Source organism: Streptomyces sp. CNT372, assembly GCF_000377145.1.
In genome coordinates, this window is record NZ_KB897776.1 from 478,681 (window position 1) to 503,849 (window position 25,169).

The 25,169-nt window shown below is 73.2% G+C and carries 22 protein-coding genes; 5 read left to right on the forward strand and 17 right to left on the reverse strand.

Going from position 1 to position 25,169, the window contains the following annotated elements:
* Positions 1-183: 183 nt before the first annotated feature.
* Both C593_RS0102035 and C593_RS0102040 read left to right on the forward strand, forming a co-directional pair.
* Positions 184-1,158, forward strand: coding sequence for a VldE C-terminal domain-containing protein (locus tag C593_RS0102035; RefSeq protein ID WP_018845642.1), 975 nt, complete (start codon positions 184-186; stop codon positions 1,156-1,158).
* Between the two features lie 432 nt (positions 1,159-1,590).
* Positions 1,591-2,007: a hypothetical protein gene (locus tag C593_RS0102040; protein WP_018845643.1), complete on the forward strand. Its 417-nt coding sequence runs from the start codon at positions 1,591-1,593 to the stop codon at positions 2,005-2,007.
* Between the two features lie 108 nt (positions 2,008-2,115).
* On the opposite strand, the gene C593_RS0102045 is transcribed toward C593_RS0102040, so the two are convergent.
* Together C593_RS0102045 and fdxA are read right to left on the reverse strand one after the other, a co-directional pair.
* Positions 2,116-3,219 carry a bifunctional succinyldiaminopimelate transaminase/glutamate-prephenate aminotransferase gene (locus C593_RS0102045; protein ID WP_018845644.1) on the reverse strand — a complete coding sequence of 368 codons (1,104 nt, stop codon included), beginning with the start codon at positions 3,217-3,219 and terminating at the stop codon, positions 2,116-2,118.
* Between the two features lie 206 nt (positions 3,220-3,425).
* On the reverse strand, positions 3,426-3,746 hold the full coding sequence (gene fdxA / locus C593_RS0102050) for a ferredoxin (RefSeq protein ID WP_018845645.1): 321 nt from the start codon (positions 3,744-3,746) through the stop codon (positions 3,426-3,428).
* Positions 3,747-3,860: 114 nt separating this feature from the next.
* Here fdxA and C593_RS0102055 point away from each other — a divergent pair, with 114 nt between their 5' ends.
* Both C593_RS0102055 and C593_RS0102060 read left to right on the forward strand, forming a co-directional pair.
* Positions 3,861-4,856, forward strand: a complete 996-nt coding sequence (locus C593_RS0102055) for a GNAT family N-acetyltransferase (protein WP_026277266.1) — start codon at positions 3,861-3,863, stop codon at positions 4,854-4,856.
* Positions 4,857-4,879: 23 nt separating this feature from the next.
* Positions 4,880-5,734, forward strand: coding sequence for a transglutaminase-like domain-containing protein (locus C593_RS0102060; RefSeq protein ID WP_018845647.1), 855 nt, complete (start codon positions 4,880-4,882; stop codon positions 5,732-5,734).
* Between the two features lie 484 nt (positions 5,735-6,218).
* On the opposite strand, the gene C593_RS0102065 is transcribed toward C593_RS0102060, so the two are convergent.
* The 4 genes from C593_RS0102065 to C593_RS0102080 form a co-directional block, all read right to left on the reverse strand.
* Positions 6,219-8,402, reverse strand: coding sequence for a hypothetical protein (locus tag C593_RS0102065; protein WP_018845648.1), 2,184 nt, complete (start codon positions 8,400-8,402; stop codon positions 6,219-6,221).
* A gap of 232 nt (positions 8,403-8,634) precedes the next feature.
* Entirely contained in the window at positions 8,635-9,045 is a 411-nt protein-coding gene (locus C593_RS0102070; RefSeq protein WP_018845649.1) for a DUF6113 family protein, read from the reverse strand.
* Positions 9,042-10,007, reverse strand: a complete 966-nt coding sequence (gene mshB, locus C593_RS0102075) for an N-acetyl-1-D-myo-inositol-2-amino-2-deoxy-alpha-D-glucopyranoside deacetylase (RefSeq protein WP_018845650.1) — start codon at positions 10,005-10,007, stop codon at positions 9,042-9,044. Before mshB ends, C593_RS0102070 begins: the two co-directional genes overlap by 4 nt.
* Before the next feature lie 28 nt (positions 10,008-10,035).
* Positions 10,036-10,230 (reverse strand): hypothetical protein, encoded by a 195-nt coding sequence (locus tag C593_RS0102080; RefSeq protein WP_018845651.1) that lies wholly within the window; start codon positions 10,228-10,230, stop codon positions 10,036-10,038.
* A 179-nt stretch (positions 10,231-10,409) separates the two neighbouring features.
* Between C593_RS0102080 and C593_RS0102085 the strand changes: the two genes are divergently transcribed.
* Entirely contained in the window at positions 10,410-12,563 is a 2,154-nt protein-coding gene (locus C593_RS0102085; protein ID WP_018845652.1) for a prolyl oligopeptidase family serine peptidase, read from the forward strand.
* A gap of 19 nt (positions 12,564-12,582) precedes the next feature.
* Here the strand turns inward: C593_RS0102085 and C593_RS0102090 are convergent, their stop codons facing one another.
* The 11 genes from C593_RS0102090 to C593_RS0102140 all read right to left on the reverse strand — a co-directional run bounded on the left by C593_RS0102090 (position 12,583) and on the right by C593_RS0102140 (position 25,068).
* Complete coding sequence (locus C593_RS0102090) at positions 12,583-13,719, reverse strand: hypothetical protein (protein WP_026277267.1); 1,137 nt, start codon at positions 13,717-13,719, stop codon at positions 12,583-12,585.
* 239 nt (positions 13,720-13,958) lie between these two features.
* The gene (locus tag C593_RS0102095; protein ID WP_018845654.1) at positions 13,959-15,002 is read right to left on the reverse strand and encodes a dipeptide ABC transporter ATP-binding protein; all 1,044 of its coding nucleotides are present in this window, start codon (positions 15,000-15,002) and stop codon (positions 13,959-13,961) included.
* Positions 14,995-16,005, reverse strand: a complete 1,011-nt coding sequence (locus tag C593_RS0102100; RefSeq protein ID WP_051093600.1) for an ABC transporter ATP-binding protein — start codon at positions 16,003-16,005, stop codon at positions 14,995-14,997. Before C593_RS0102100 ends, C593_RS0102095 begins: the two co-directional genes overlap by 8 nt.
* A 12-nt stretch (positions 16,006-16,017) precedes the next feature.
* The gene (locus C593_RS0102105; RefSeq protein ID WP_018845656.1) at positions 16,018-17,001 is read right to left on the reverse strand and encodes an ABC transporter permease; all 984 of its coding nucleotides are present in this window, start codon (positions 16,999-17,001) and stop codon (positions 16,018-16,020) included.
* Positions 16,994-17,917, reverse strand: coding sequence for an ABC transporter permease (locus C593_RS0102110; RefSeq protein WP_018845657.1), 924 nt, complete (start codon positions 17,915-17,917; stop codon positions 16,994-16,996). Before C593_RS0102110 ends, C593_RS0102105 begins: the two co-directional genes overlap by 8 nt.
* Positions 17,918-18,046: 129 nt before the next feature.
* Complete coding sequence (locus tag C593_RS0102115; RefSeq protein WP_020610203.1) at positions 18,047-19,678, reverse strand: ABC transporter substrate-binding protein; 1,632 nt, start codon at positions 19,676-19,678, stop codon at positions 18,047-18,049.
* 68 nt (positions 19,679-19,746) lie between these two features.
* Positions 19,747-20,712 carry a GNAT family N-acetyltransferase gene (locus tag C593_RS0102120; RefSeq protein ID WP_026277269.1) on the reverse strand — a complete coding sequence of 322 codons (966 nt, stop codon included), beginning with the start codon at positions 20,710-20,712 and terminating at the stop codon, positions 19,747-19,749.
* Between the two features lie 248 nt (positions 20,713-20,960).
* On the reverse strand, positions 20,961-22,109 hold the full coding sequence (locus C593_RS0102125) for a dipeptide ABC transporter ATP-binding protein (protein WP_018845660.1): 1,149 nt from the start codon (positions 22,107-22,109) through the stop codon (positions 20,961-20,963).
* Positions 22,102-23,160, reverse strand: a complete 1,059-nt coding sequence (locus C593_RS0102130; RefSeq protein ID WP_018845661.1) for an ABC transporter ATP-binding protein — start codon at positions 23,158-23,160, stop codon at positions 22,102-22,104. Before C593_RS0102130 ends, C593_RS0102125 begins: the two co-directional genes overlap by 8 nt.
* Positions 23,161-23,171: 11 nt before the next feature.
* A complete protein-coding gene (locus tag C593_RS0102135) occupies positions 23,172-24,146 on the reverse strand; it encodes an ABC transporter permease (protein WP_018845662.1) in 975 nt (324 codons plus the stop codon).
* Positions 24,139-25,068: an ABC transporter permease gene (locus tag C593_RS0102140; protein ID WP_026277270.1), complete on the reverse strand. Its 930-nt coding sequence runs from the start codon at positions 25,066-25,068 to the stop codon at positions 24,139-24,141. Before C593_RS0102140 ends, C593_RS0102135 begins: the two co-directional genes overlap by 8 nt.
* Between the last annotated feature and the right edge of the window lie 101 nt (positions 25,069-25,169).

A 25,169-nucleotide genomic window follows, 5' to 3' on the forward strand; every position in this document is an offset into this window, starting at 1 on the left:
GGCCCCGACCTTACGGCGCGGCCGGGGCCGTCGGAGAGGCCCGGTCGGCGCCGTGGGGGCCACCGACGGCGACGGCGGTGTCACCGGAAGCGCCGTGGGGGCCACCGACGGCGACGACGGTGCCACCGGAAGGGGGTGCTCCGGCGAACAGGTGCCCGGACCCCCTCCAGTACCGTGTGCCTCGTGTCCGGGAACGCCTCCTCCGTCCGGCGTGGCCGCCTTCTGCGCTGTGCGGCCGCGCTTCTCGTGCTGCTGGCCCTCGCCGGCTATCTGGCCGTCCACTACTTCGGTGGCGGCCGCCCGGTGGGGTGCGTGGTGCGCGCCGCGGAGGGGGGCGGTTCCTCCTACGAGCTGACGCCGGAGCAGGCGGACAACGCGGCGACCGTCGCGGCGGTCGGCACCACCCGGGGGATGCCGCAGCGGGCGGTGACCATCGCCCTGGCCACCGCCCTCCAGGAGTCCTCGCTCCGCAATATCGACTACGGCGACCGCGACTCCCTCGGACTGTTCCAGCAGCGTCCCTCCCAGGGCTGGGGCACCCCGGAGCAGATCCTCGACCCGGTCTACTCGGCCGGGAGGTTCTACGCGGGCCTGGCCGAGGTGCCGGGCTACTCGCGGATGCCGCTGACCGACGCGGCCCAGACGGTGCAGCGCAGCGGCTTCCCGCAGGCGTACGCGAAGCACGAGCCGGACGCGACCCTGCTCGCCGCCGCCCTCACCGGCTCCACCGCGGCGACGCTGACCTGCTCGGTGCGCTCGGACGGCAAGCCGGGCGATCCCGCGAAGGTACGGGCCGAACTGGTCCGGGCGTTCGGCAAGGACGTCCTGCCCGGCAGCGGGCCGGGCCGGGGCACCGCGGGCGCCCAGGGCTCCGCCGTCCTGACCGTCCCGGTCCCGGCGCCCGGGGGGCCGCAGGACGGCGCGGACTCCGGGGGCGCGGGCCCGGAGGGCGCCGAGGGCCCCGAGGACGCGGACGACGGCGGCGCGGAGCGGCGCGGCTGGGAGCTGGCGCACTGGGCGGTGGCCCGGGCGGAGGCGCTGCGGCTCACCGAGGTCTCCTACCAGGGCCGGGTGTGGAGCGAGGACCGTTCCGGCGAGGGCTGGCGGAAGGCCGACGGGAAGCCGGGCGACGAGGTCGTCCTCCGCATCGCCCACTGAGTTCCGACGGAGCCCGGCCGGAGCCCGAGCGGACACGGAGCCCCGCCGGAGCCGAGGGGCGCCAGGCAAGGTCGGTCAGAGCCGGTCAGGTCGTGCCGAGCCCCGCCGGGCGAATCGCACAAGCGGCGGCCGGACCCCTCGAAGGAGTTGCTCCCCTCCCCGTCCGGACGCACCCCGCCCAGCCCGCCGGACAGTCGTCCGACCGCACACATCCCGTGCGCGGCAAGGGCAGAGACGGTTCAGCGGCCTTTCGGACATGACATTGTTCGCCCGTTTTCCGACGGGGACGACAATACGACGCGTTACCAATTCTTTACCTGCCGCCACCGCAACTTCCCCCGCCCTCCCGCCGGTTGTCAGGACGTCCGTACGCCGGACAGCAGCACCACACACACAGTCCAGTCCGAACGTCCTCTCGCCTCAAGGAGCATCATGTCCCTCCCCCTGACCCGTCGGATCGCCCGTGCCGCGCTGATCGTCGCGGCGGGAGCAGCTCCCGTGGTCGGTGCGGCCGGCTCCGCGGGCGCCGTCGCCCTCCCCCAGGCGCCGGTCGACGGCCTGTCGGCGCTCGACACCGCGAGCCTCGACGGCACGGTCGACGGCGTCTCGAAGGAGACCTCGAAGGTCGCCGGCCAGGTCGGCGGCAAGACGGCCGGAAAGGCCGCGCCCGCGGCGGCCGACACGGTCGGCAAGACCGCCAAGAAGGCGACCCCGGTCGCCAAGAAGGCCACCGGGGACACCGCGGGCGAGGCCGGCGGCCTGGTGGGCGGCGCGACCAAGGGCGGCCTGCCCACCGGCGCGCTCGGTGGCGCCACCAGCTCCCTCGGCGGTCTGCCGCTGGGCGGCTGATCCGCCCGCACCACGACGGGGGAGGGCCCGGGGAGCGACGCTCCCCGGGCCCTCCCCCGTGCTCGGCCGGCGTCCCGGCCCTCCCGTCCCCGACGGCGTCCGGGGCGCTCAGGCCGCTTCGCCCAGCCGCTTCACGGCCGCCGCCACCCGCTCGTCCGTGGCGGTGAACGCCACCCGCACGAAGCGCTCCCCCGCCGCGCCGTAGAAGTCGCCGGGGGCGACCAGGATGCCCCGCTCGGCGAGGTGCGCCACGGTGTCCCAGCAGGGCTCGTCACGGGTCGCCCACAGGTAGAGGCTCGCCTCGCTGTGCTCGATCCGGAAGCCGTGCGCCTCCAGGGCGGTGCGCAACGCCTCGCGCCGGGCCGCGTACCGGGCCCGCTGCTCGGCCACGTGCGTGTCGTCGCCGAGGGCGGCCACGGTCGCGGCCTGCACCGGGGCGGCGGTCATCATCCCGCCGTGCTTGCGGATCTGGAGCAGCTCGCCGAGGACGGCCGCGTCACCCGCGAGGAACGCGGCCCGGTAGCCGGCCAGGTTGGAGCGCTTGGAGAGCGAGTGGACCGCGACGATCCCCTCGAAGGAGCCGCCGCAGACGTCCGGGTGCAGCACCGAGACCGGCTCCGCCTCCCAGCCCAGCTCCAGATAGCACTCGTCGCTGAAGACCAGGACGCCGTGCTCGCGCGCCCAGGCCACGATCCGGGTCAGCTCCTCCTTGCCGAGGACCTTCCCGGTCGGGTTGGACGGCGAGTTGAGCCACAGCAGGCGCAGGCCCTCCGGGTCCAGCTCGGTCGGGTCGTCGTACACCACCGGCTCCGCCCCGCACAGCCGCGCGCCGACCTCGTAGGTCGGGTAGGCGAGGCGCGGGTGGGCGACGGTGTCGCCCGGGCCCAGGCCGAGCTGGGTCGGCAGCCAGGCGACCAGCTCCTTGGACCCCACCACCGGGAGGACGTTGGTGTGCGCCACGCCCACCGCGCCCAGCCGGCGGGTGACCCAGCCGGTGAGCGCGTCGCGCAGCGCGGGCGTGCCCCACACCGTCGGGTAGCCCGGGGAGTCGGCGGCCGCGACCAGGGCCTGCTGGACGACGACCGGGACCGGATCGACCGGGGTGCCGACGGACAGGTCGACGATGCCGTCCGGATGGGCCGCCGCTGTCGCCTTGTACGGCTCCAGCTTGTCCCAGGGGAAGACGGGCAGGCGGGCGGAGACTGCGGCCACGGCGGGGAGCTCGCTTTCTGGTGCGGCTGGGCGGGTGCGACTGGGCGGAGCGGGTGGGGCGGGTGGGGCGGGTGCTGGGGCCCCGGCGCGCGGGGCAGGGGGCGCAACGGCGCGGTCCCGTACGGCCGAGGAGCCGTACGGGACCGGGACCGCGATACGTGCGGGGGCGTCCGCCGAAGCGGCGGACCGGGCCGCTCCGGGGCGGCTCAGCCGTTCTGCGGCGGCAGGGCGGCGATGAACGGGTGGTCCCGCTCGATCAGACCGAGCTTGGAGGCACCACCGGGCGAACCGAGCTCGTCGAAGAACTCGACGTTCGCCTTGTAGTAGTCCTTCCACTCGTCCGGCGTGTCGTCCTCGTAGAAGATCGCCTCCACCGGGCAGACCGGCTCGCAAGCACCGCAGTCGACGCATTCGTCCGGGTGGATGTACAAGGACCGGGAGCCCTCGTAGATGCAGTCGACGGGGCACTCCTCGATGCACGCCTTGTCCTTGACGTCGACACAAGGCTGCGCGATGACGTAGGTCACGCTGTCGTTCCTCCTCGGTTTGGGCTGGCTTGCGCGGGAGCGCGGCGTCGTCGATGCCCGCCCCTAGTATCTCCGTTCCGGGGGACGATCCGAACAGGAGGGGCTGGCAGATCAGTGGAATTCACGTCCGGCGGACGGCTCACGGTCCGCATCACACCTGCTGACGTGGGCAAACGCGTGTCGGTGCGGGCACGGGGCGTACAGGCGGCGCCGGGCGCGCTGTTCACCGACACGGTCGGCGTTCTCACATCCTGGAACGACGGTGTGCTGCTGATCACACGACGTACGGGCGAGAGCGTCCGCATCGCGGAATCCCTGCTGGTCGCGGGCAAGACGGTGCCCGCCGCCCCGGCCCGCCGGCGCGGCCCGGCGGCCTCCTTCGAGGAGCTGGCGCGGGTCACCGCGCGGGCCTGGCGGCCGCTGGAGAGCGAGCGGCTCGGCGACTGGGAGCTGCGGGCGGCCGCGGGCTTCACCCGGCGTGCCAACTCCGTGCTCCCGCTGGGCGACCCGGGCCTGCCACTCGACGCGGCGCTGGAGCGGGTGCGCTCCTGGTACGCGGACCGGGGCCTGCCCGCGTACGTGCAGACCGCGACCGGGGCCGCGGGCACCCAGGAGGAGCTGGCCGCGGCGCTGGCGGAGCACGGCTGGGCGCGCGAGGTGTCGGCCGAGGTGCGCACGGGCGCGCTCGCGCCGCTGGGCGACCTGGACGCGGACGTGTCCGGGGTGCGCCTGGACCGGGCGCCGGACGAGGCGTGGCTGCGGCGCTACCAGCGGGTCGGCGAGCCCGGACCGGAGGTGCGCGAGGTGCTGGCCTCGGGGCCGTCCGTCTGGTTCGCGGCCGTGCCCGGTACGGGCGGGGCGCCCGCCGCGATCGGGCGCTGTGTGGTGGACGGGCGCTGGGCCGGTTTCATGGCCGTGGAGGTGGACCCGGCCCGGCGGCGGCGGGGCCTGGCGACGACGGTGATGGCCGCGCTGGCCCGGCGGGCCCTGGACGAGGGGGCCTCGGCCGGCTGGCTCCAGGTCGAGTCGGACAACGCGGCAGCGCTGGGGCTGTACGCGGGCATGGGCTTCACCGTCCACCACCACTACCACCACCACCGCGCCGGATAGCCCCGCCGGAGGGAGGACGCCCTGTGCACGACCCGTCGCAGGAGGAACCCGCGCCCGGGCCGCGCCCCTGGCGGGAGCGCTTCGCCGAGGAGGCCCGCGGCGAACGCCCCGACCTGGCCCTGCTCTGCCTGCTCATCGGCGCCGAGGCGGACCCGTCGTTCGGCCAGGAGGACATCGACGCGGCCGAGATCGAACTCGACCGACTGGCCGGGGCCCTGCCGTACGGCCTCTCGGGCCCGCACGCCTGGGCCGCGGCGCTGGCCGAGCTGCTGGGCGGCCGGGAGGGCTTCCACGGCCTCCCGGCCGACTACCAGCGGCTGGAGTCCTCCCTGCTGCACGAGGTGCTGCGCCGCCGGCGGGGGCTGCCGATCCTGCTGTCGGTCCTCTGGACGGAGGTCGCCCGGCGCGCGGGCGGCCAGGTGTACGGGGTCGGGCTGCCGGGCCACTTCGTCGTCGGGTTCGGCGAGCCGGACGCGCTGGTCCTGGCGGACCCGTTCGCGGGCGGGCGGCCGCTGTCCCGGGAGGACACCGAGCAGTTGGTGACCGAGGCGACGGGCTCCCCGCTCACCCCGTCGATGGTCCGCCCCTCCGACACCCTCGCGGTGGTCGCCCGCGTGCTCAACAACATCCGCGCCTGGGCCGCCCCGCGCCCCGAACGCTCGGAGGTCGCCCTCTGGGCCCTCGACCTCCTCCTGCTCCTCCCGTCCCACCCCGCCCGCCTCCGCTACGAGCGCGCCGAGCTCCTCGTCCAGCGCGGCGACTTCCTGACGGGCGCGGCGGAGATGGACGCGTACGCGGAGGTCGTCGAGGCAGTCGAGCCCACGTCCGCGGCCTCCCTCCGCGCCCGCGCCCGCGCGGCCCGCGCGATGCTCAACTGACGGGCCCGGGGGTGTTCTCCCGGACCGGGCCGCGCGGGAGCGTTCCCCGGACCGGGCCGCTCAGGGGGTGTTCGCCGCACCCGCGACCGGCGGCCGGGGGCGCGCCCGGTGCCCCGGGCGCCCGGCCGCTCGCGCACGTGCGCGAGCGCTGCGTCCGCCGGCTCGGTGAACGCTCCTCCGTGGTCGCGGCTCGCGCACGTGCGCGAGCACCGCGCCGCCGCGCCCGGCCCTGCCCGGAGGACTGCGCACGCCCGGCGCGGCACCGGCAGCGACGCCCCTGAACGCGGCCTGCCCACACGCCGACACGCCACCGGGACGTCATCGGGACGCGCCCACCGGGCACCGTCCGGCAGCACCGCCCGCCGGGCGGCGCCCCGCGAGCACGTGCCGGCACGCGGCACCCTGTACGCCCCCAGCCCCTGTCCCGGCCTGGTGGCGGGGACAGGGGCTGGGGAAGGACGAGCGGGCCCGGGAGGGCCCAGGGTCAGCTCGGGTCGAGGTCGATGACCGCGGTGCGTTCCGCCGGGGTCTTGCCGCGGAGGGCGGGGCCCATCGCCTGGGCCACGTCGTCCGCGCTGACGGGGTGCTGCCTGCCGTCGGCCTTGGTGATGGTGATGCCGTCGAACACGCCCTCCAGGAGCTGCTCGATCGCCGCCTTGTCGTAGTGCTCGACGAGCTTCCCCTCGATGGGACGCATCGAGAGGATCTTCGGCAGGGACTTGGCCGGGCCGAACTGGATCTGCTTGCCGCCCGCCCGGACCGTGATCAGCCCGGACATCGCCGGCTCCGCGAACTCCTTCATCGCCCGGTCGATCTCCGCCTGGCCGATGGTGGGTTCACGGGTGGCGACGGGCAGGGTCACCACATTGGGCTTGCCCGTCTCCACCTGGGCCCGGTACGCGTCCTTGACGCTGATCATCGAGCGCTGGACGTCCAGGGTCTCCCCCGGCTTGCCCGGCACGGCCACCACGCGGCCCGGCTCGAAGCGGATGGTGCCCTCGCTCGCCGAACCGGCGGAGCCCGCCAGGTCCGCGAGGGCGACGGCCAGCTTCTCCTCGTCGACGACGATCACCGGCTGGGCCACCCGCTCGCCCCCGAAGAGGGAGCCGATCACCGAGACCGGGTTGTAGTCGCTGCCCGCGGCCCCGCGGACAGTCGCCTGGCTGTCCAGGGACAGCCCCGCCTTGTCCGGGGCGAGCTCCGCCTTCTTGCCACCGACCGAGAGCTGCATCGTCGCCGCGGCCCGGTCGCCCAGCGCGGAGTCGAGCTTGTTGACCGCCTCGTCCCGGGTTCCGCCGCCGATGTCGACGCCCAGGACCGTGGTGCTCTTCGGCACGTCGGAGTGGTTGAGCAGCAGCCCGGCCCCGTACGCGACGGCGAGCACCCCCACCACGCCCGCGCCGGCCAGCACCAGCTTGGAACGGCCCTTCTTCGCGGGCCGCGCGGGGGCGGGGCGGGGCGCCGGCTCGGCGTCGTCCGCCGCCGAGACGGGCCCGGCGGGTCCTGCCGGCCCGCCGCCCGGACCGGCCGGGAACTCCGCCGCTGAGAAGCCCGCGTCAGAGCCCGGCGCGCCACCGCGGGATCGCGCGGGGCCGGAGGACGGGAACGGCGAGCGGGGTCCGTCGCCCGGCACCACGGGGATGCCGCTGGTGAGGGTGTCGCCCGAGACATGGCCGCCGGCGGGGGGCTCCGGGGAGGGACGCTGCGGGGTCAGCACGGCGGTGTCGTCGGACATTTGGGGCGGGCCGCCGGCCGGACCGCCCGGTCCGGGGCCGAACGGCATGTCGCCCGTGGCCGGCCCCGTCGTCGGTCCGGCGGGGCCGCCGGGACGGCGGGTGCCGTGCGGCGGGGTGCCGTGCCCGGGCGGCGCGAACCCGTCGCCGGGCGCGAACCCGTCGGCAGGGGCGAAACCGTCGCCCGGCGTGAAGCCGTCCCGCGCGCCCGGACCGTCACCACGCCGCGGCAGGCCCGGACCACCCGGCGCACCGGGGCCGCCCGGCCCGCCCTGCGCCAGGATCGGGTTGGGCCCGGTGCCGCGCAGCGGGTCCTCGGGGGCGCCGGCCCGCGGACGGGTCGGCAGGCCGGGTGCCGCCTCGGCGTCGGCGAGGTCCGCCAGCCCGGACCTGCGGAGCGGCTCCCCGTCCGGGGGCACACCGGTCGGGCCCGGGCCGCCGGTCGCCGCACCCTGCGGGGGCGCCGCCGCGGCGGACTTCCGGGGCGCGAACCAGTCACTGGCCGGGGGCTTCTCGCCGCCCGCCGGCGCCGCCGGAGCACCCGACGTGGGCGCGCCCGCGCTCCCGGACGCGTCGGGCCGCGGCGTGCTGCCGGTCCGCTCGCCCTCCCGCTCACCGCCGGACGCACCCGACCCGCCGCCGGACCCGCCCGCGCTCCGCGCGGCCACGTCCGTCTCGCTCATCGGGGTGCGCATCACGACCGGCGGGATGGGCCGCGACCCGGGGATGTTGATCCGGATCCGGGTCGTCAGCGTCGTCTCGGTCCTGGGCTCGTCGGGCTGCCCGTCCGCCGCGTCGGCGTCCGGTGCGTTCCGGTCGTCCTGCGGATGCAGCGACGGATACTGGCGGGACCCGTACGGAGGGGTTCCCGAGGGGTACGCGGCTCCACCGCGCCCCTGGGGGCCGGAGGAGGAGCTGTCAGTTTCACGACTCAAAGCAGGTTCTCCCGGTTGGCGTCGCCGCCCCCGTTCTTACTGGACAGCATCTGCTGCGGGCGGCTCGGCGGCGCGCACCACCATACTGTCCGGTGTCGGCGGACACCCCGGGACCAGGGGAAGCGGTACCCGTCCGTGCGCGGCGGGCCGTCCGCGCGCGGCCAGTTCACGGGGTCCCGGTAGGCCGGGACCACCGGCGCGACCAGGGCGCGCGCACCCGGCCGGCGGTCCGTTACCGGCCAAGTGGCCGCGCACCGCCGCCCGTCCCCGGCGGCCGCTGCATGGTGGCACACATCACAGCCATGACCGTACCGACGAGCATGAAGACCAGCGGCCCGATCCCGGCCGGGAACAGGGCGTCCCCCTCGGGCCGTCCGATGCTCAGCAGCACGATGGTGAGCAGCCAGCCGACGGCCGCCCAGACCACGCCGAGCTGGGTCCCGGTGGCCCGGCGGGCGCCCGCGAAGAGGCCGCCCGTCCCCAGCAGCGCCACCGCCAACCCGCCGGGGAACCAGGCTCCTTGGACGAGCGATCCGGCGACGGCGACGAGCGCGCCGAGTACCAGCAGTCCGGCGTACGCGGCGATCCGCGCGGGCTTCACGGGACCCGCGAGGAACGAACCCGGCGCGGAGGGCCCGGTCACGACGCGGCTCCGGAAATCTCCCCAGGTTCCTCACGCCCGGCGGCGCTGCCCGCCCCGGCCGCGATCGGGTCGAGTCCGGCGATTCCGGCGAACAGGTCGCGCTCGCGCCCGCCCTCCGTCTCCCCCGGGGCGCCGGCCGCCAACTGGTAGTACTCGGTGGTGAACAGAGGCTGCCCCAGGTCGTTGGAGAGTGCGAAGTACGCCCCGTCCACCGTGATCTGGGTGCGGTGGGCACGCATCGCCGCGGCCTTGCGGTCCGCGTACGCGGTGCCGTCGATCTCCGTGGTGACCAGGGCGTCGTCCGCGACTCCGGGCACGTCCCCGATCGCCGCGACGCCCGGGAAGCGGTCCGGCGCCTCGGCGCGCAGCCGGGCGAGGGCGTCCTCGGCGACGGAGCGGGGCACCCGGTTCCAGTAGACCTTGGCGACGGCGTGCGGGGCGCCGAGGTCGCGGCGGTAGGCGCGCTCCGCCGCTAGGTCCACGGCCCGCACGGCCACCCGGTGCGCCTGGATGTGGTCCGGGTGCCCGTATCCGCCGCGGGGGTCGTAGGTCACCAGGACCTGCGGCCGCACCGAGCGGATCACCTCCACGAGGTACGCGGCGGCCTCGTCCACCTCCGCGTTCCAGAAGGCGCCCGCGCGGTGGTTCTGCGGGACGCCCATCATCCCGGAGTCCCGGAACCGGCCCTGCCCGCCGAGGAAACGGTGATCGGTGACGCCCAGCTCCCGCATCGCCTCGGCCAGCTCCCCGGCCCGGTGGGGGCCGAGCCGGTCCTCCCGGTCGGGCGCGAGGTGGGCGAGGGAGTCCGGGACGACCTCCCCCTCCTCGCCGAGGGTGCAGGTCACCAGGGTGACGTGGGCACCGGCTGCCGCGTACCGCGCCATCGTGGCGCCGTTGGTGATCGACTCGTCGTCCGGGTGGGCGTGCACCAGGAGCAGACGGCGGGCGGGGAGATCCTTCATGGGCCCAGGGTAGAGCGAGGGGGCCCGTTCAGAACTTCAGCCCGCCGATCATTCCCGCCACGTTGGTGGTCAGCTCGCTGATCGTCGGGGCGATCGAGGAACTGGCGAGGTAGAACCCGAGCAACACGCAGACCACCGCATGCCCGCCCTTCAACCCGGATTTCCGGATCAGCAGGAAGACGACGATCGCCAGCAGCACCACCGCCGAAATCGAGAGTGCCACGGCGGTTCACCTCCACAGAAGTTCGACGGATATTCGGTAGGGACGGTCCCGTTGCATGTGCCGGCAGGTTCATACCCACCTTGTGCTACGGATCATAACTATCCGTGCCCACGCATCGATCGGTGCACGGCAGCACGCGGGGGCGCACGCGCTCGGGCGCGGTGTCATAGGTTCGCTCCATGACAGCGACGCAACAGCTCTCCTTCCCGCGTCAGTCGGCGCGGACCCAGCGGTTCACCCTGGGAGCCCCCCGTGCCTTCACCGTCTCCCCGGACGGCTCCCGGGTGGTCTTCCTGCGGTCCGCATCGGGCACCGACCGCACCGGACTGCTGTGGGTGCTGGACCTGGACGGCCCGGTTCCGCAGGAGCGGATCGCCGCCGATCCCCGGGAGCTGGCGGCCGGTTCGGAGGAGGACCTGCCCGCCGAGGAGCGGGCCCGGCGGGAGCGCAGCCGGGAGGGCTCGGCCGGGATCGTGGAGTACGCGGTGGACGGGGCGGCCGAGTTGGCGGTCTTCGCCCTGTCCGGCCGGCTGTTCACGGCCGAACTGCGCGCCGGCACGGCCCGTGAACTGCCCGTCGCCGGACCGGTGATCGACCCCCGGCCGTCGCCGGACGGCCGGTACGTCGCCTACGCGGCGGGCGGCGCCCTGCGCGTGACGGGCGCCGAGGGCGGCGGCGACCGGGCGCTGGCGGAGCCGGACGGCCCCCAAGTGACCTACGGGCTGGCCGAGTTCGTCGCCGCTGAGGAGATGGGCCGCTCGCGCGGCTTCTGGTGGTCCCCGGACTCGGACCGGCTGCTGGTCGCGCGGGTGGACGACAGCGAGGTGCGGCGCTGGTGGATCAGCGACCCGGCCCACCCGGACCGCAGGCCCGCCGAGGTGGCCTACCCGGCGGCCGGGACGCCCAACGCGGAGGTGCGGCTGTTCGCCGTGGCCCTGGACGGGGAGCGCACCGAGATCGTCTGGGACCGGGAGCGCTACCCGTACCTGGCCCGGGTGCACTGGTCATCCGCCGGTCCCCCGCTGCTGCTGGTGCAGTCGCGGGACCAGCGCACCCAGGTCAACCTGGCGGCCGACCCGGAGACGGGCGCCACCCGTCCGGTGCTCGTGGAGGAGGACCCGGCGTGGCTGGAACTCTTCCCCGGTGCCCCCGCCTGGCGGCCCACCGCCCCGGGGACGGCGGCCGGCCCCCTCCTGGTCCATATCGCCGACCTGGACGACGCCCGGGTGCTGGCGGCCGGCGACCGGGTGCTCACCGGCCCGGACCTCCATCTGCGCGCGATCCTCGACGTCGGGGAGGACGACGTCCTGGTCTCCGCGAGCGCGGGCGAGACGGCCGCAGCCCCGGAGACCGGCGAGATCCACGTCTACCGGGTCGGGGGCGACGGCCCGCGACGGGTCTCCGACGGGCCCGGGGTGCACACCGCGGTCCGCTCGGGCGCGGTCACCGTCCTCGTCTCCGCCCGCCCCGACGCGGGCGGCACCACCGCGCGGGTGCTGCGGGACGGCAAGCAGCTCGCCGTCGTCGCCTCGTACGCGGAACGCCCCGCGCTGACGGCCCGGACGCGGCTGGTGGAGGCCGGACCGCGCCGTATCCCGTGCGCGGTGCTGCTGCCGTCCGGCCACCGGGAGGGCGACGGCCCGCTGCCGGTGCTGATGGACCCCTACGGCGGCCCGCACGGCCGCCGGGTGCTCGCCGCGCACAACGCCCATCTGACCGCCCAGTGGTTCGCCGACCAGGGCTTCGCGGTGGTGGTGGCGGACGGGCGCGGGGCGCCGGGCCGCTCCCCGGGCTGGGAGAAGGCCATCAGCGGCGGTTTCGGTCTCATCCTCGACGACCAGGTGGAGGCACTGCACGCGCTCGCCGGGTCCTTCCCCCTGGACCTGGAGCGGGTGGCCATCCGCGGCTGGTCCTTCGGCGGCTATCTGGCGGGCATGGCGGCCCTGCGCCGCCCGGACGTGTTCCACGCGGCGGTCGTCGGCGCCCCGGTGACCGACCAGCGGCTGTACGACACCCACTACACCGAGCGGTACCTCGGCGACCCGCGCGAACGGCCGGAGGTCTACACCGCCAACTCGCTGGTCGGGGACGACGGTCTGACGGTGGCCGAGACCCCGCACCGGCCGATGCTGATCGTGCACGGCCTGGCGGACGACAACGTGGTGGTGGCGCACGCCCTGCGGCTGTCCTCCGCCCTGCTGTCCGCCGGACGCCCGCACGAGGTGCTGCCGCTGACCGGGGTGACGCATATGACCCCGCAGGAGCAGGTGGCCGAAAACCTGCTGCTGCTCCAGGTGGACTTCCTGAAGCGGTCGCTGGGCCTGCCGCGCTGATCCGCCCGCGGCCGCCCGCTCACCAGCCGGGCGGCCGCGAGGAGGGCGGCGCGGGCGGGTACCCGTAGCCCGGCGGGGGAGCCCGGCCGGGCCCGGTCCGGGGCGGGTGGCCGTGGCCCGGCGCCGGTGGACGGCCGTACCCCGTGGCGGGCGGGTACCCGTAGCCGCCGAGGCAGCCCGCGTCCGGGCCGCCGCCCGCCCAGGCGCCGCCGTCCGGCAGCTCCTCGCCCCGCCGGACCAGCAGGACGACCAGCAGGGCTCCGGCCACAAGCTCGAACAGCGCTGTGGCGAGCAGGAGTCGGCGCTCCAGAGGGACCGCACCGAACTCCCCGAAGACCCCCTGCCGCACGAAGAGCCCGGTCCGGGCCGTCCCGTGCGCGCACAGCAGCCCGGCCACCGCCGCGCCCAGCGGCCGGGTGTGCACGGCCCGGACGACTCCCCCGCCGCCCGCGACCAGGGCGAGGAGGGCGACGCTCAGGGCGAGCCACGCCGAGGGCGGCTCCAGCAGCTGGACCGGGGCCCGCGCCCCGCCCGTGAACAGATCCAGCCAGGTCTCCGCGCCCAGGACGTACGCCCAGCGCACCTGCCAGGCGAGGGTGACCGCGGCGGCGGTGCCGAGGAGCAGGAGGGCGAGGACGCCGGTGCCGTGCGCGGGCCGGGTCGGGGTCAGCCGCTGGGCCCCGCCGCGGGTGCGCGGCGACCAGGCGTCCTCGTGGGGGCGGGCGCCCGCGGGCCGGCGTCCCGCCACGGCCGTCACGATCAGCCCGGTGCCGAGCCCCAGGGCGGCGAAGGCGGTCCACAGGGCGAGGGCGCGCAGTCCGTCGGTGGCCTGGAGGTCCATGTAGGAGGCGGTGAGCACCCACAGGGCGGGGAGCCGGACGGCGAGGGTGACCAGGGCCGCGGCCACCAGCGCGGAGGCGGCGACCGCCGAGCGCGGGGCGGCGACCGCGACCGCCGCGTAGAGCAGGAGGAGGGTGGGTTCCACGACGGTGGTGACCAGCGGGCCGCCGATCCGCGGCTCGCCCGTCCAGTGCCGCCACAGGGCGGCGGGGTCTCCGGCGGCCTGGAGGTCCCGTCCGATCCAGGCGGCGCTGATCAGCGCGAGGAGAACGGCCAGCGCCGCTCCGGTGATCCGGGCCCCCCGCGAAAGAGTCACGTCCTCGATCCTGCCCGGGGCCGGGAGGGCCGACAAGGGGACCGCCGGACACGGCTCGGCGGTCAACTCCTGTGACAGGAGCGGCGGGTGACCGGCCGGGCGCCACATGGCGAGGCTCCCGGCCGGCCCAACGGCACCCGCACGGCCGTACGCTGCTCAGCGTGCCGCGTCCGTATATCGGAGCGGCGTCGGCCGCGTTGCCTCCGTGTTAACCGGTCCAGGGGCCGCGCCGGGGCCGGTCAGCCCTCCCGGCCGTCCCCGCCGGGCACCACATGCCGCTCCTCGGCGAAGTGGCAGGCGGAGGGGTGCCGCACCGGGCCGGGCGCGTCCCGAAGATGCGCGGGGACGGCCGGCAACGGCACTTCCCGGGCGCACCGTTCCTGCGCCTTCCAGCAGCGGGTGCGGAAGCGGCAGCCGGACGGGATGTTCGTCGGTGACGGCACATCACCCGTCAGGATGATCCGCTCCCGGTGGGCGCGGGCCTCCGGGTCGGGCACCGGCACGGCGGAGAGCAGGGCCTGGGTGTACGGATGGGTGGGGTGGTCGTAGATCTCGGCGTCCCGCCCGATCTCCACCACCTTCCCGAGGTACATGACGCCCACCCGGTCCGAGATGTGCCGGACGATTGACAGGTCGTGCGCGATGAAGACGTAGGAGAGCGAGAACTCGCTCTGCAGCCGGTCCAGCAGATTGACGACCTGCGCCTGCACCGAGACGTCGAGGGCGGAGACCGGCTCGTCGGCGACGATGATCTCGGGCTGGAGGGCCAGCCCGCGCGCGATGCCGATGCGCTGGCGCTGGCCGCCGGAGAACTGGTGCGGATAGCGGTTGATGTACTCGGGGTTGAGCCCGACCACGTCGAGGAGGTCCTGGACCTTCCTGCGCCGGTCCCCCTTCGGGGCCACCTCGGGGTGGATCTCGAAGGGCTCCCCGATGATGTCGCCCACCGTCATACGGGGGTTGAGCGAGGTGTAAGGGTCCTGGAACACCATCTGGATGTTGCCCCCCACGCCCTTGACCACGCGCCCCGACAGCTTGGTGATGTCCTCGCCCTTGTAGCGGATCACGCCCGCGGTGGGCCGTTCCAGATGGACGAGCATCCGGGCGAGGGTGGACTTGCCGCAGCCCGACTCCCCCACGATGCCCAGCGTCTCACCGGCCATCAGGTCGATGTCGACGCCGTCGACGGCCCTCACCGCGCCGATCTGCTTCTTGAAGAGGATGCCCCGGGTGAGGGGGTAGTGCTTGACGAGGTCTCGGACCTCCAGGATCGCCTCAGCCATGCAGGGTCGCCTCCCAGAAATGACAGGCGCTGCGGCGGTCCGCGTCCACCTCGTACAGCGGCGGCACATCGGTGCGGCAGACGTCCTGGGCCATCGGACAGCGGGGGTTGAAGGCGCAGCCGGGCGGGATGTTCAGCAGGTTGGGCGGCAGGCCCTTGATCGCGTACAGCTCCCGGCCCTTCTGGTCGAGCCGCGGGATCGACTCCAGCAGGCCCTTGGTGTACGGGTGGGCGGGGGCCTTGTAGATGTCGTGGACGGGGGCGGACTCGACGATCCGGCCCGCGTACATCACCGCGATCTTGTCGGCCACGTCGGCGACCACGCCGAGGTCGTGGGTGATCAGGATGAGCCCCATGTCGAGTTCCCGCTGGAGCTCCGCGAGCAGGTCCATGACCTGGGCCTGCACGGTGACGTCCAGGGCGGTGGTGGGCTCGTCGGCGATGATCAGGTCCGGTTCGAGGGAGAGCGCCATCGCGATCATGATGCGCTGGCGCATGCCGCCGGAGAACTGGTGCGGGTACTGCCCGACGCGCTCCCGGGCGGCCGGGATGCGTACCCGGTCCATCAGTTCGACCGCCCGGGCCTTCGCGTCCTTGCGGGACAGCCCCTGGTGGACGGTGAACATCTCGCCGAGCTGGTCGCCCACGGTGAGGACCGGGTTGAGCGAGGAGAGGGCGTCCTGGAAGATCATGGCCATCTCGGCGCCCCGGATCCTGCGCCGCTCGTCCTCGCCCAGCTTGAGCAGGTCGCGCCCCTTGAAGAGGATCTCGCCACCGGCGATCCGGCCGGGGGGCATGTCGAGGATGCCCATGATCGCCTGGGCCGTGACCGACTTGCCGGAGCCGGACTCGCCCAGCACGGCGAGGGTCTCCCCGGCGGAGACGGTGTAGTCGACCCCGTTGACGGCCTTGGCGACCCCGTCCCGGGTGTGGAACTCGACGTGCAGGTCCCGGACGTCGAGCAGCGGCTCCGACGCGCCGGGCGCCGCGGGCGTCACGGACATGGCGGGCACCACCTAACGCAGCTTGGGGTCGAGGGCGTCGCGCACCGCGTCGCCGAGCATGATGAACGCGAGCACCGTGACCGCCAGCGCCCCGGCCGGCCAGAGCATCATGTGCGGGGCGTTGCGGATGTAGGGGGACGCGGAGGAGATGTCGATGCCCCAGGAGACGGTCGGGGGCTTCAGTCCGGCGCCGAGGTAGGACAGGGTCGCCTCCAGCGAGATGTAGGTGCCGAGGGCGATGGTCGCGACCACGATGACGGGGGCGATCGCGTTGGGCGCGATGTGCCGCAACAGCATCCGGGTGTTGGACGCCCCGAGCGCGCGGGCGGCCTGCACGTAGTCGTTCTGCCTGGCGGTGATCACGGCGCCGCGGGCGATCCGGGAGAGCTGCGGCCAGCCGAGCAGCACCATGAAGCCGACCACCGGCCACACCGTGGTGGAGGTGACCACGGACAGCAGGACGAGGCCGCCCAGAACCACGGGGATGCCGAAGAAGATGTCGGTGAGCCGGGACAGGAGCGCGTCCCAGGAGCCCCCGAGGAACCCGGCGAGGGCGCCGAGGACCGAGCCGAGGATCGCCACCCCGAGGGTGGCGCAGACCCCGACGGTCACCGAGGTCCGGGCGCCGTAGACGGTACGGGTGTAGACGTCGCAGCCCTGGCCGTTGAAGCCGAAGGGGTGTCCGGGCTGGGAGCCCTGCTGCGCCTTGGCGAGGTCGCAGCTCAGCGGGTTGCCGGAGGCGATCAGCGAGGGCCAGATCGAGATGACGACCAGGAAGAGGATCACCAGGGCGGAGACGATGAAGACGGGGTTGCGCCGCAGGTCGCGCCAGGCGTCGGACCAGAGGCTGCGCGGCTTGCCGGACGGGCCGGCGCCGAGCGGGCCTGAGGGCGTCTTCTCCAGGGTCTCGCCCTCGCTCATCGCGAGGTCGGCGCCTCCGCCGGCCCCGGTGGGGGCGATCGCGTTGTCCTCGTAGGGAGGCTGCTGCTCAGGCATAGCGGATCCTCGGGTCGAGAACGGCGTACAGGAGGTCGACCAGCAGGTTCGCCACCAGGAAGACGAGGACCAGCACGGTCACGAAGCCGACCACGGTCTGCGAGTTCTGGCGCAGGATGCCCTGGTAGAGCTGGTAGCCGACGCCGTGGATGTTGAAGATGCGCTCGGTGACGATGGCCCCGCCCATCAGCGCGCCCACGTCGGTGCCGATGAAGGTGACGACGGGGATGAGCGAGTTGCGCAGCAGGTGCCGCCGGATGACCCGTCCCCGGGGCAGGCCCTTGGCCTTGGCGGTGCGCACGTAGTCGGCCCGCAGGTTCTCCGCGATGGAGGTGCGGGTGAGGCGGGTGACGTAGGCGAGTGAGACGGAGGCCAGCACGAGCCCGGGCACCAGCAGTTCGTCGAGCCGGGCGTCGGAGGAGACCGAGGGGTCGATCCAGCCCCATTTGATGCCCAGCACCAGCTGGACGATGAGGCCGGTGACGAAGGTGGGGACGGCGATGACGACCAGGGTCAGGATGAGCACTCCGGTGTCCACGGGCCGGCCGCGGCGCAGTCCGGTGACGACGCCGAGGCTGATGCCGATCAGGATCTCGAAGAAGATCGCGACCAGGGTGAGCCGGATGGTGACCGGGAACGCCTCGCCCATCAGCTCGGTGACCGGCTGCCCGTTGAAGGCGGTGCCGAAGTCGCCGGTGAAGACGTTGCCCATGTAGGTCAGGTACTGCTGCCACACGGGCTTGTCGAGGCCGAACTCCTTGCGCAGCTGGGCGGCGGTGGCGGGGTCGCACTGCCGGTCGCCGCAGAGGCCGGCGACCGGGTCGCCCATGACGTTGACCATCAGGAAGATCAGCAGCGTCGTGCCGAAGAAGACCGGGATCATCTGCAGCAGACGCCGGATCACATAGCGTCCCATGAAGCGCTCCGGGGGTCGTCGCGGGAGGCGGGAGGTCCCGGGAGGCGGGGGTGGCTCCGGCAGGGGTCCCGGGAAGGGGTGCGGCCCGGCGCCCGCGGTGCGCGTCGCCGGGCCGGATGGCTTCCGCCGTCAGTCGACCGTGATCTCGTTGTAGACGGGGACGCTGAACGGGTTCAGGGCCACGTTGGAGATCCGTTCCGAGTAGCCGGCGCTGCCGTTCTGGTACCAGAGCGGGATGGCCGCCATCTGGTCGCGGACGACCTCCTCGGCCTGCTTGAACAGGTCGACCGCCTTCGCGGTGTCGCTCTCGGCGTTGGCCTGGTCGACCAGGTCGTCGAACTGCTCGTTGGACCACTTGCCGTCGTTGGAGGAGGCGTTGGTGTAGTAGAGCGGCTGGAGGAAGTTCTGGATCAGCGGGTAGTCCATCTGCCAGCCCGCGCGGAACGGGCCGGGCATCTTCTGCTCGCCGATCTGGTTGCGGAAGTCGGCGAAGGTGCCGACCGGGTTGCCGACGCAGGCCGTGTCGTTGCCGAGGGCGTTGTTGATGGAGTTGCAGACGGCGTCGACCCAGTCCCGGTGGGAGCCGGTGTCCGCGTTGTAGGTGATCCGCACCTGGCCGCCGGGGAGGCCGCCGCCCTCCTCGATCAGCTGCTTCGCCGCGGCCGGGTCGTACTCGCAGGCGTCACCGCAGAGGGTGTCGTCGAAGCCGCCCTCCGCGCCGAGGACCGGGGAGGTCCAGTCCTTGGCGGGGGTGCGGGTGTTCTGGAAGATCGTCTGGGTGATCTGCTCGCGGTTGATGGCGCGGGAGAGCCCGGTGCGCAGCTTGGCGCCGTCGGGGGTGTTCCAGGCGTCGTCGTAGAAGGGGAAGGCGAGGGTCTGGATGATCCCGGCGGGGGTGTTGATGTAGCGGTCGCCGAGGTCGGCCCGGACGTTCTTGAGCTGCGAGGCGGGGATGTCGTCGACGAGGTCGAGGTTGCCGGCGATCAGGTCGGTGTAGGCGGTGTTGTTGTCGGTGTAGACCTTGAGGTCGATCCCGCCGTTCTGCGCCTTGTCCGGGCCGGGGTAGTCGTCCCAGCGCCGCAGCTGGGCCTGGTTGCCCTTCTGGTACGACTGGAGGGTGTACGGGCCGTTGCCGACCGGCTGGGCCACCCACGCGTCGTGGTCGTCGAAGAAGGCCTGCGGCAGCGGGGCGTAGGCGGCGTAGCCGAGGGTGTCGGGCCAGGTGGAGAACTTCTGGCTGAGCTTCACGGTGAAGGTGAGGTCGTCGACGACCTTCAGCCCCGACATGGTCCGGGCGGTGGGGTCGCCGCTCTCGGGGTGGACCTGCTCGTAGCCCTCGATGTAGCCGAAGAAGTAGGCGTTCTTCTGGTTGTTGCGCAGGTCGGCGCCGTAGTTCCAGGCGTCCACATAGGACTTGGCGGTGACCTTCTCGCCGTTGCTGAAGGTCCAGCCGTTCTTGATCTTGATGGTGAAGTTGGTCGAGTCCGTGGTCTCGATGCTCTCGGCCATCATGTCGGTGGCCGCGCCGGTCTTGGGGTCGTACTTCTTCAGACCCCGGAAGATCATGTCGAGGACCTTGCCGCCCTGCACCTCGTTGGTGTTCGCCGGCTCCAGGGGGTTCTGCGGGTCGCTCCAGGAGGAGCTGATGATCCCGTCCGCGCCGCTCCCTCCGCTGTCGCCTCCGCCACCGCCGCAGCCGGTCGCCGCGAGTGCGACGGCCACCGCGCAGGCGGCCCATCGGGCGTGCGTGGCTCCACGCATGGGGTTCCTCCCGTGTCCTCGGCCTGACGTAGCACCGAATATCACCCCATACAGGACATGACGCACCCTCAGCGCGGCCGGGCGGCTCCCGCTGCCGCCGGAAGAGTGACCTCCCAGGTGTCCACCGCGTAGTGCAGGGTCATGCCGTGCGCCTCGTACAGGGCGAGGGCCCGGGTCTCGTTGCCGGTGTCCACCCCCAGACCGATGGTGTCCCGGCCGCGGGCCGCGTAGACGGCGAAGGCGTGGCGCAGCAGATGACCGGCGACGCCCCGGCCCCGGGCGCGCTTCACGACGCCGACGTTGCCGATCCAGCCCATGGCCTCGCGGTCGTCCCTGCTGAGCAGGACGGCGACGTCGCCCTCCCCCGGCAGCGAGGCGATCCACACCAGCGACCAGTCGAGCCGGGCGCCGTCGATGTCGGCCAGCCAGGAGGCGTAGGGGCGCGGGTGGTGGTCGAAGTGCTCGGCGAAGGTCTCCTCGACGAGGGCGTGGGCGAGCCGGCGGTCCGCCTCGGCCCGGCAGTCGCGCAGGACCAGCCCGGCGGGCGGCACGGGCGGGGTGTCGGACGCGGACGACAGCGGGCGGGTCATGATCTGGTGGCGCCGCACCGTCCGCCAGCCCCGGCCGGTGAGGAGGCCGGTGTCCAGGGCGGGGCGCACATTGAGGTGGAGGTGGAGGACGGCCCGAGCCGCCCCGGCCGCCGCCGCCGTCTCCGCGGCCCGCTCCTCGATCCGCTCCAGCAGCAGCGCGGTCGCGTCGGGGCGGCCGGGCAGGGTGTAGAGGTCGACGCCGATGTCCCCCTGCCCGGAGTCGCTCCAGATCACGCCGTACCCCACGGGGCCCTCGGCGCCGGTGTCGGTGTCGGTCAGGAGCCAGGTGTCACGGGCGAGGTCGGTCTCCGGGTGGGCGAGGTCCGCCTCCACGGTGTGCAGATCGGTCTCGGGACGGCCGATCTCGACGAGGTCGACGGCGTTCATCAGGTCGCGTATCGCGGGGGCGTCGGCGAGCGCCGCCGGGCGGACGGTGAGGGCCATGCCGTCACTCTTCAGCGCCGCGCCCGCCCGCCGCAACGTCTTTTCCGGGGGCGGCCCGTGGCACGGACCGCCGGCCGGACGGACCGCGAGCCGGACCCGGACGCGTGCGCGCCGCCGGACGGCCCGGACACGCGGACGCGCCCGCCTCGCAGGTCGGACCCGGACGCGCCCCGCGGACGCCCCGGACACGCGTACGCGCCCGCACCGCCGGACGGCGGGGCGGGCGCGTACGGCGCTCGGGAGGCGGATCAGACGGCGTGGACGACGTCCTTCTCCTCGGCGAAGTGGCACGCCGACTCGTGCGCGGCCGGGGAGTCCTGACCCCTGAACCGCTCCGGCACCGCGAGCAGCGGCACCTCGGTGGCGCACTTGTCCTCGGCCTTCCAGCAGCGGGTGCGGAAGCGGCAGCCCGACGGCGGGTTGGCCGGGGAGGGCACGTCACCGGTGAGGATGATCCGCTCGCGGCCCTCGCGGGCCTCCGGGTCCGGGACCGGGACCGCCGACAGCAGCGCCTGGGTGTAGGGGTGCGTCGGGTGGTCGTAGATCTGGACGTCGGTGCCGATCTCGGCCATCTTGCCCAGGTACATCACGCCGACCCGGTCCGAGATGTGCCGGACGATGGACAGGTCGTGCGCGATGAAGACGTAGGACAGGTTGAACTCGTCCTGGAGCTTCTCCATCAGGTTGATGACCTGCGCCTGTACGGACACGTCGAGCGCGGAGACCGGCTCGTCGCAGATGATGATCTCCGGGTTGAGCGCGAGACCGCGGGCGATGCCGATGCGCTGACGCTGGCCGCCGGAGAACTGGTGCGGGTAGCGGTGGATGTACTCGGGGTTGAGACCCACGACCTCCAGCAGCTCCTGCACCTTCTTGCGCCGGTCCCCCTTCGGGGCCACCTCGGGGTGGATCTCGAAGGGCTCCCCGATGATGTCGCCCACCGTCATACGGGGGTTGAGCGAGGTGTAGGGGTCCTGGAACACCATCTGGATGTTGCGGCGCACGGCCTTGAGCGCGCGCCCCGACAGCTTGGTGATGTCCTGGCCCTTGTAGAAGACCTCGCCGGCGGTCGCCCGCTCCAGCGTCATCAGCAGCTTGGCGACGGTGGACTTGCCGCAGCCGGACTCGCCCACGATGCCCAGGGTCTCGCCCTGGTAGAGGTCGAAGGAGATGCCGTCCACGGCCTTGACCGCGCCGACCTTCTTCTTGAAGAGGATGCCCTGGGTCAGCGGGAAGTGCTTGACCAGGTTGCGGACCTGGAGGATCGGCTCCCCGCGCCCGGTGGGCGCCCCGAGCGCGGCGACCGCCGCGTCCTCGGCCGGGGAGTCCGCCTTGTCGAGGGCGGTCGTGCTCAAAGTCGCGTCCACGGCCTCGTCGGTCTTCCTGAGCTCAGCCATGGATCGTCTCCTTCCAGAAGTGGCACGCGCTGCCGCGGCCCGGCAGATCGGCGCCGTCCTGCTCGGTCACCGGGTGCAGCGCCGGGATGTCGGTGCGGCAGATGTCCTCGGCCTTGGGGCAGCGCGGGTTGAAGGCGCAGCCCGAGGGGATCTTGAGCAGGTTGGGCGGCAGGCCGCTGATCGCGTAGAGCTCCTGGCCCTTCTGGTCGAGGCGCGGGATCGAGTCCAGCAGACCCTTGGTGTAGGGGTGGGCCGGACGCTTGTAGAGCTCGTGCACGGGGGCGGTCTCGACGATCCGGCCCGCGTACATCACGGCGATCTTGTCCGCGACGTCGGCGACCACGCCGAGGTCGTGGGTGATCAGGATGAGGCCCATGTTGTACTCGCGCTGGAGCTCCGCGAGCAGGTCCATGACCTGGGCCTGGACCGTCACGTCGAGGGCCGTGGTGGGCTCGTCGGCGATGATCAGGTCCGGCTCCAGGGCCAGCGCCATGGCGATCATGATGCGCTGGCGCATACCGCCGGAGAACTGGTGGGGGTAGTCGTCGACCCGCGCCGCGGCGGCGGGGATCTTGACCCGGTCCATCAGCTCGATCGACTTGGCCTTGGCCTGCTTCTTGCTCAGGCCCTGGTGCACCCGGAACATCTCGCCGAGCTGGTAGCCCACGGAGAGCACGGGGTTGAGGGAGGAGAGCGCGTCCTGGAAGATCATCGCGATCTTCGAACCGCGGATGCGCCGCCGCTCCTCGCTGGACATGGTGAGCAGGTCCTGGCCGCGGAAGAGCACCTGGCCCTTGGGGATGCGGCCGGGGGGCATGTCCAGGATGCCCATGATGGCCTGCGCCGTCACGGACTTGCCGGAGCCGGACTCGCCGAGGACGGCGAGGGTCTCACCGGCGGAGACGGTGTAGTTGACGCCGTTGACGGCCTTGGCGACGCCGTCGCGGGTGTGGAACTCCACGTGCAGGTCGCGCACGTCGAGCAGAGGCCCCTCGTAGTCGCCCGCGCTGCGCGGGGCCGGGACGTCCGCCGTTTTCTCGATGGTGGTCACGTACGCCTCCCTCAGCGCATCTTCGGGTCGAGGGCGTTGCGGACCGCATCGCCGAACATGAGGAACGCGAGCACCGTGATCGAGACCATCACCGAGGGGATGATCAGGACGAACGGCGCGTTGCGCAGTTGCTCCCGGCCACTGGAGACGTCGACGCCCCAGGAGACCGTCGGGTCGGCGAGGCCGACACCGAGGAAGGACAGCGTGGCCTCGGCGGCGATGTAGCCACCGAGCGCGATGGTCGCGACGACGATGATCGGGGCGAGCGCGTTGGGCAGCACGTGCTTCATGAGGATGCGCGAGGTCGGAGCACCGAGCGCCTTCGCCGCCACCACGTAGTCGGCCTGCTTGATGGTGATCACCGCACCACGGGCCACACGGGCGATCTGTGTCCACCCCAGGAACACCAGGGCGAGGATCACGACCCAGATGGCGCGGTCCTCGAAGCTGGTGAGCACGACGAGAGCTCCCAGCAGGAACGGGATGCCCATGAAGATGTCGGTGAGGCGCGAAAGGAGGGTGTCGGTGATCCCGCCGAAGTAGCCGGCGAGCATGCCGACAGCCGTGCCGATGACCGTCACGAGCAGCGTGACACCGACACCGACGACGATCGAGGCACGCGCGCCGTAGACGACACGGGCGTAGATCGAGCGTCCCTGGCCGTCGTAGCCAAGCCAGTCGGGGGCGAAGAAGTGGGTCCAGTTCGGCGGCTGGAGGAAGTGGTTGGCGAGGTCGCCGTCACGCGGCGAGGCCGACGTGAACAGGCTCGGGAACGCCGCGATGACCAGCAGCAGGACGATGAGCCCCGCGGAGATCAGGAAGAGGGGCTTGCGACGGAGGTCGGCCCAGGCGTCGGACCAGAGGCTCCGTGCCTTGTCGGGCTTGGGTGCCTTGGCCGTGCTCACGGCGTCGGGCGCCGCCGCGACGGCGGTCGTGGCCTTGACGGCCTCCGTGGACGCGGTGGGGGCTGCGGTGTTCTCAGGCATACCGGATCCTCGGGTCCAGGACCGCGTAGAGCAGGTCGACGAGCAGGCTGCAGAGCAGGTAGACGAGGACGATCAGCGAGGCGATGCCGACGACGGTTGCTCCCTCGCGGCGGAACAGCGCCTCGTACACGGCGTCACCGACACCCTGGACGTTGAAGATGCCCTCGGTCACGATGGCGCCGGTCATCAGGTTGCCGATGTCCGTGCCGAGGAAGGTGACCACGGGGACGAGCGAGTTGCGCATCAGGTGGACACCGACGATGCGGCGGCGGGGCAGCCCCTTGGCGACGGCGGTGCGCATGTAGTCGGACCGCAGGTTCTCCGCCATCGACGTACGCGTCAGGCGGGCGACGTAGGCCAGCGACAGCGAGCCGAGAACGATGGCCGGCAGAAGCAGGTCGCCCATGTTCTCCGAGTCCTGAACGGTCGGAGTGATCCAGCCGAGCTGGAAGGCGAACAGGTACTGCATCAGGTAGCCCAGCACGAAGGAGGGCATCGAGATCAGGACGAGGGTGAGGCCCAGCAGGCCGCGGTCGCGGACCGACTCGGGCTTGAGACCCGCGACGACACCCAGGAGGATGCCGACGACGACGGTGAAGCTGAACGCGAAGAGCGTCAGTCTGATCGTGACCGGGAACGCCTGGCTGATGATGTCGGCGATGGGACGCCCACTGCCGATCTCCGTACCGAAGTCCCCCTGGAACAGACCTGTGAGGTAGTTCAGGTACTGGTGCCACAGGGGGAGGTCGAGACCGAGTTCCTGCCGCTTCGCTTCGAGGATGGCGGGATCGAACGCCTGGTCTCCCATGAGCGCTCTGACGGGGTCGCCGGGGAGCGCGTACATCATGGCGAAGATCAAAAATGTTGACCCGATGAACACCGGGATCATCTGGAGCAGTCGTCGTGCGACGTAGCGCCCCATGGGTGCCTCCGTGAGGGGTTAGCGCGTCCGGGGGCATTGCCAGCGCAGCGCAATGCCCCCGGACGACCGCCGCCGCCGGAGATCCGACGGCGGCGGGTGAT

Excerpts from the sequence above, each read along its gene's own strand:
- C593_RS0102100 (WP_051093600.1), bottom strand. The coding sequence starts at position 16,005 with ATGTCCGTGACGCCCGCGGCGCCCGGCGCGTCGGAGCCGCTGCTCGAC.
- C593_RS0102110 (WP_018845657.1), bottom strand. The coding sequence starts at position 17,917 with ATGGGACGCTATGTGATCCGGCGTCTGCTGCAGATGATCCCGGTCTTC.
- C593_RS0102120 (WP_026277269.1), bottom strand. The coding sequence starts at position 20,712 with ATGGCCCTCACCGTCCGCCCGGCGGCGCTCGCCGACGCCCCCGCGATA.
- C593_RS0102135 (WP_018845662.1), bottom strand. The coding sequence starts at position 24,146 with ATGCCTGAGAACACCGCAGCCCCCACCGCGTCCACGGAGGCCGTCAAG.
- C593_RS0102095 (WP_018845654.1), bottom strand. The coding sequence starts at position 15,002 with ATGGCTGAGGCGATCCTGGAGGTCCGAGACCTCGTCAAGCACTACCCC.
- C593_RS0102040 (WP_018845643.1), top strand. The coding sequence starts at position 1,591 with ATGTCCCTCCCCCTGACCCGTCGGATCGCCCGTGCCGCGCTGATCGTC.
- C593_RS0102085 (WP_018845652.1), top strand. The coding sequence starts at position 10,410 with ATGACAGCGACGCAACAGCTCTCCTTCCCGCGTCAGTCGGCGCGGACC.
- C593_RS0102115 (WP_020610203.1), bottom strand. The coding sequence starts at position 19,678 with ATGCGTGGAGCCACGCACGCCCGATGGGCCGCCTGCGCGGTGGCCGTC.
- mshB (WP_018845650.1), bottom strand. The coding sequence starts at position 10,007 with ATGAAGGATCTCCCCGCCCGCCGTCTGCTCCTGGTGCACGCCCACCCG.
- C593_RS0102125 (WP_018845660.1), bottom strand. The coding sequence starts at position 22,109 with ATGGCTGAGCTCAGGAAGACCGACGAGGCCGTGGACGCGACTTTGAGC.
- C593_RS0102105 (WP_018845656.1), bottom strand. The coding sequence starts at position 17,001 with ATGCCTGAGCAGCAGCCTCCCTACGAGGACAACGCGATCGCCCCCACC.
- C593_RS0102140 (WP_026277270.1), bottom strand. The coding sequence starts at position 25,068 with ATGGGGCGCTACGTCGCACGACGACTGCTCCAGATGATCCCGGTGTTC.